Source organism: Burkholderia sp. (assembly GCF_018375725.1).
Classification (GTDB): domain Bacteria; phylum Pseudomonadota; class Gammaproteobacteria; order Burkholderiales; family Burkholderiaceae; genus Burkholderia.
This window is the reverse complement of the sequence record NZ_JAHACR010000338.1, coordinates 1-4205: the sequence shown is the minus strand read 5'-3', so window position 1 is coordinate 4205 and position 4205 is coordinate 1. Positions and strand designations below refer to the sequence as shown.

Below are 4205 nucleotides of genomic sequence, written 5' to 3'. Positions count from 1 at the left end.
CGTGATGCCGAGGCGCTGCTGCAGCTGGCGGATCTCGATTTGCATCGCCTCGCGCAGCTTCGCGTCGAGCGCGGACAGCGGTTCGTCGAGCAGCAGCAGGCGCTGCGACGATGCGATCGCCCGCGCGATCGCGACGCGCTGGCGTTGTCCGCCCGACAACTGCGTGACGCGCCGGTCGGCCATGTGCGGCAGCCGGATCAGCTCGAGCAGCTCGGCGACGCGCCGCGCCTGCGCGGCCTTGTCCGTGTTGCGCAGCTTCAGCGGGTACGCGATGTTCTGCGCGACCGTCATGTGCGGGAACAGCGCGAGCGACTGGAACACCATGCCGAAGTCGCGCCGGTTCGCGGGGACGTGCGTGAGGTCGCGGCCCGCGAAGGTCAGCGTGCCGGAGGTCGGCGTCTCGAGGCCGGCGATGATGCGCATCAGCGTGGTCTTGCCGCAGCCCGACGGCCCGAGAAAGCACACGAGCTTGCCGTCCGGAACGGCGAGATCGACGTGATCGACCGCATGGGTCTGCTGGAAGCGTTTCGTCACGTCCTGGAGGATCAGCTGGGGCATGGGGAGTCCTTGTGCGTGGGGGACGGACCGGCGCGCTCAGACCGCGACGCCGGCGTCGCCGACGAGCTTGTCGAGCATCCAGATCAGCGCGAAGTCGATCGCGACCGTGAACACCGCGAAGCAGAACACGGTCGGATCGAGCGACGAGACCGTGCGGCTGTAGAGCCAGACCGGCAGCGTCATCGTGTCGATGCTGTACAGGAAGAACGTCACCGTGAACTCGTTGAACGACACGATGAACGCGAACAGCATGCCGGCGAGGATGCCCGGCCGCATCAGCGGCAAGACGACGTCGACGAGCGCGCGGCCGGGCGTCGCGCCCATCAGGCAGGCGGCTTCCTCGAATTCCGGGCCGATCGACGCGACGGAGGCCGCGCAGTTCTTCACGGTGAACGGCAGCGTCAGGATCACGTGCGCGACGACGAGCCGCAGCGTGCCGAGTTCGACCGGCAGCAGGTTGAACACGAGCAGCAGTGCAAGGCCGAGCATCACGAGCGGATAGACGATCGGCAGCGCGACGAGCTGCTCGACGAGCGCCTTGCCGCGAAAGCGGTAGCGCGACAGCGCGTAGGCCGCGGGCACCGACACGGCCGTCGCGATCAGCATGGTCGAGATCGCGACGACGAGGCTCGTCGTCAGTGCGGCGCCCATCGACAGCGAACTGTTCGCGTCGTTCGACACGAAGGTCTGCCACGCGGCGCGATACCAGTGCAGGCCGAAGTGATGCGGCGGAAATTCGAGCGTGTCCGACGTGCCGAACGACATCGTCGTCATCGTCAGGATCGGCAGCGCGGCGAGAAACAGCACGATCGCGGCGCATGCGCTCGTCGCGCGTCCGAGGCGGCCGGGCATCGGCGCACGCAGCGGCAGGGCAGTCATCGGCTCACCTCGTCGACGGGTTGAAGATGGCGCACGAGGCGCTGCGACACGGCCATCACGACGAGCGTGGCGCCCATCAGCACGACGCCCGACGCCGACGCGGCCGGCCAGTTGAGCAGCGGCGCGACCTGGTCGTGAACCAGCACCGCGAGCATCGGTACGCGCCGGCCGCCGAGCAGCAGCGGCACCGCGAACGCGCTCGCGTTGTATGCGAACACGAGCAGCGCACCCGACACGAGCCCCGGCATCGCGAGCGGCAGCGTGACATGCCGCAACGTCTGCCAGCGCGATGCGCCGAGCGTCGCGGCGGCCTCGTCGTAGCTGCGCGAGACGGCGCGCAGCGCGCTCGACAACGGCAGCACGGCGAGCGGGAACGCGGTCTGGATCAGCCCGAGCAGCACGCCGTGTTCGCGGTACAGCAGCTGCAGCGGGCGCTGGATGATGCCGGACGCGAGCAGCGCGTGATTGAGCAGGCCTGCCGGGCCGAGCATGATCAGCCAGCCGTAGCCCTGCAGCAGCAGATTGACGAGCAGCGGCAGCAGCACACCGGCCAGCAGCAGGCGGCGCACCAGCCGCGACTCGGCGCGGGCCATCGCGAGCGCGACGGGAATCGCGAGCAGCACCGCGCACACCATGCTCTGGAACGCGAGCCGCAGCGTCAGCCACAGCGATTTCATGAAGTACGCGTCCGTGAGATCCGCGTAGTTCCGGAGCGTGAATGCGTGCCATTCGTTGCCGGACACGCCGAAGCTCATCCGCAGCACCGCGAGCGATGCGGCGGCGAGTACGGCGAGGAAGGCGAGAATCGGCGCCAGCAGCAGCCACGGCGGCACGCCGGGCAGGGCCGGCGCGTCGGCGGGGCTGCCGTCCGGGACGGCGACGGCGCCCGCGTGGCGGGTGGGCAGCGCGGACATGGCGTCAGGCCGAGAAGAGGTCGGTGTAGCGCTTGATCCACGCGGGCTGGACGACCGCCAGCGCCTTGTCGTCGTGCAGCACGGCCTTCTCGGCGATCTGCTGCGGCGACGGCACGAATGCACGGCTCTCGGCGGGAATCACGGCTTTCGCGTTCACGGGGCCGTTCAGCACGTCGGCCGCCATCCGGCCCTGCACGCCCGCGTCGAGCGAATGGTTGATGAACGCGTGGATCAGATCGAGGTCGCCGGGGTGGGCTTTCGGAATGACCGTAAACATCAGCTGCGTCGCGAAACCTTCCTTCATCCCGTACGTGATGCCCATCTTGTACTCGGGCTTGCGGATCTGCGCGGGCAGGAACGCCGGCGAGTAGATGCCGCCGATGTCGAGCGAGTTCGTGCGGAACAGGTCGGCGACCTGATTCGGATTTTCGCCGAGCGTCAGCACGCGGTCCTTGAGCTGCGCGAGCTTGCGAAAGCCCGGCTCGATGTTTTGCTGCGAGCCGCCGGCCAGCTTCGCGGCGATGATCGCGAGATCGACGGCTTCCGCCCATTCGGGCGGCGGCAGGAACAGGCGCCCCGCATACTTCGGATCCCACAGCGCTTCGTAGCTCGCCGGCGCGGTTTTCACGGTCGACGTGTTGTAGATCAGGCCGTCCGACCACAGCAGGTAGCCGATCCCGAAGCCGTTCGCGCCCGTGCGATATTGCGCGGCGACGTCCTTCAGGTTCGGCAGCTTGTCGAGGTCGGGCCGCACGAGCAGCCCCGCGTCGGCAAGGCCCGCCGCACCGACGCCGGCCAGCGTGATGACGTCGTAGGTCGGCCGGTCGCCCGCGGCCTTGACCTTCGCGACCATGCCCGACGTGCCGTCCGCGCGGTCGGCGATCACGCGTGCGCCGGTCTTCCTGCTGAAGGTTTCCGCGATGTTGCGCAGCGCGGCGGCGCCCGTGTCGTCCGACCACGTGAGCAGGCGCAGCGTCTTGCCCGAGAAATTGCGCTCCTGGGCTTTCGCCGTCGTGATGAACGGCATCGGCAGGGCCGATGCGGCGAGCGCTGTGCCGAGGGTCTTGATCGCCTGCCGTCTTCCCGCCTTGAAGTGTTGCATGGTGGTCTCCTGTCGAACGATGCAGCGTGGGGCCGATGCCGGTTGTCGAACGGCGGCACGGGTGTCGATGAACTGTAGGGAGGTCAAATTTCCGCAACAAACGAAATCTCTGCATGCGCGGCATGACATAAACTCATGCCGCCCCGGCGGCGGCTATCGCGTCAGCGGGCCGGCATCATCACCTGCTTCACTTCCTGGAATGCGGCGAGGCCGAACGGGCCGAGTTCGCGCCCGATGCTGCTGCGCTTGTAGCCGCCCCACGAGGCCTGCGGATAGATCACCTGCGGCGTGTTGATCCAGACGACGCCGGCCTCGAGGGCGGCGGCGACGCGTCTGCCGCGCGCCGCGTCGCGCGTGACGACCGTTGCGACGAGACCGTATTCGGTGTCGTTCGCGGCCGCGATCGCCTCGTCCTCGGTGTCGAAGCGCCGCACGCACAGCACGGGGCCGAAGATTTCCTCGCGCCATACGGCGCTGTCGGTCGGCACATCGGCGAACAGCGCGGGCCGGATGAAATAGCCGGGCCCGTCCAGCGTGTCGCCGCCCGTGACGTGGCGGGCGCCGCAGGCCTTGCCCTGCGCGACGTAGTGCAGCACGCGTTCGTATTGCGCGCGATTCGTCAGCGGCCCCATCTGCACGTCCGGTGCGAACGGCGGCCCGACGACGGTCGAGTCGATCCGCTGCGCGAGGCGCGCGAGCAGCGCGTCGGCGATCGGCGCTGCCACGAGCACGCGCGACGTGGCCGAGCACAT

At 68.8% G+C, this 4205-nt stretch carries 5 protein-coding genes; all 5 read right to left on the bottom strand.

Annotation, left to right across the window (positions count from 1 at the left end; all coding sequences use genetic code 11):
- Positions 1-558, bottom strand: a 558-nt coding sequence (locus KH616_RS22195) for an ABC transporter ATP-binding protein (RefSeq protein WP_292251367.1), incomplete at its 3' end; no start/stop codon positions are given.
- A 36-nt stretch (positions 559-594) separates the two neighbouring features.
- Complete coding sequence (locus tag KH616_RS22190; protein ID WP_292251365.1) at positions 595-1437, bottom strand: ABC transporter permease; 843 nt, start codon at positions 1435-1437, stop codon at positions 595-597.
- A complete protein-coding gene (locus tag KH616_RS22185; RefSeq protein WP_292251362.1) occupies positions 1434-2351 on the bottom strand; it encodes an ABC transporter permease in 918 nt (305 codons plus the stop codon). Before KH616_RS22185 ends, KH616_RS22190 begins: the two co-directional genes overlap by 4 nt.
- A 4-nt stretch (positions 2352-2355) precedes the next feature.
- On the bottom strand, positions 2356-3453 hold the full coding sequence (locus KH616_RS22180; protein WP_292251361.1) for an extracellular solute-binding protein: 1098 nt from the start codon (positions 3451-3453) through the stop codon (positions 2356-2358).
- Between the two features lie 161 nt (positions 3454-3614).
- On the bottom strand, positions 3615-4205 hold a 591-nt coding region (locus KH616_RS22175), incomplete at its 5' end, for an aldehyde dehydrogenase family protein (protein ID WP_292251360.1).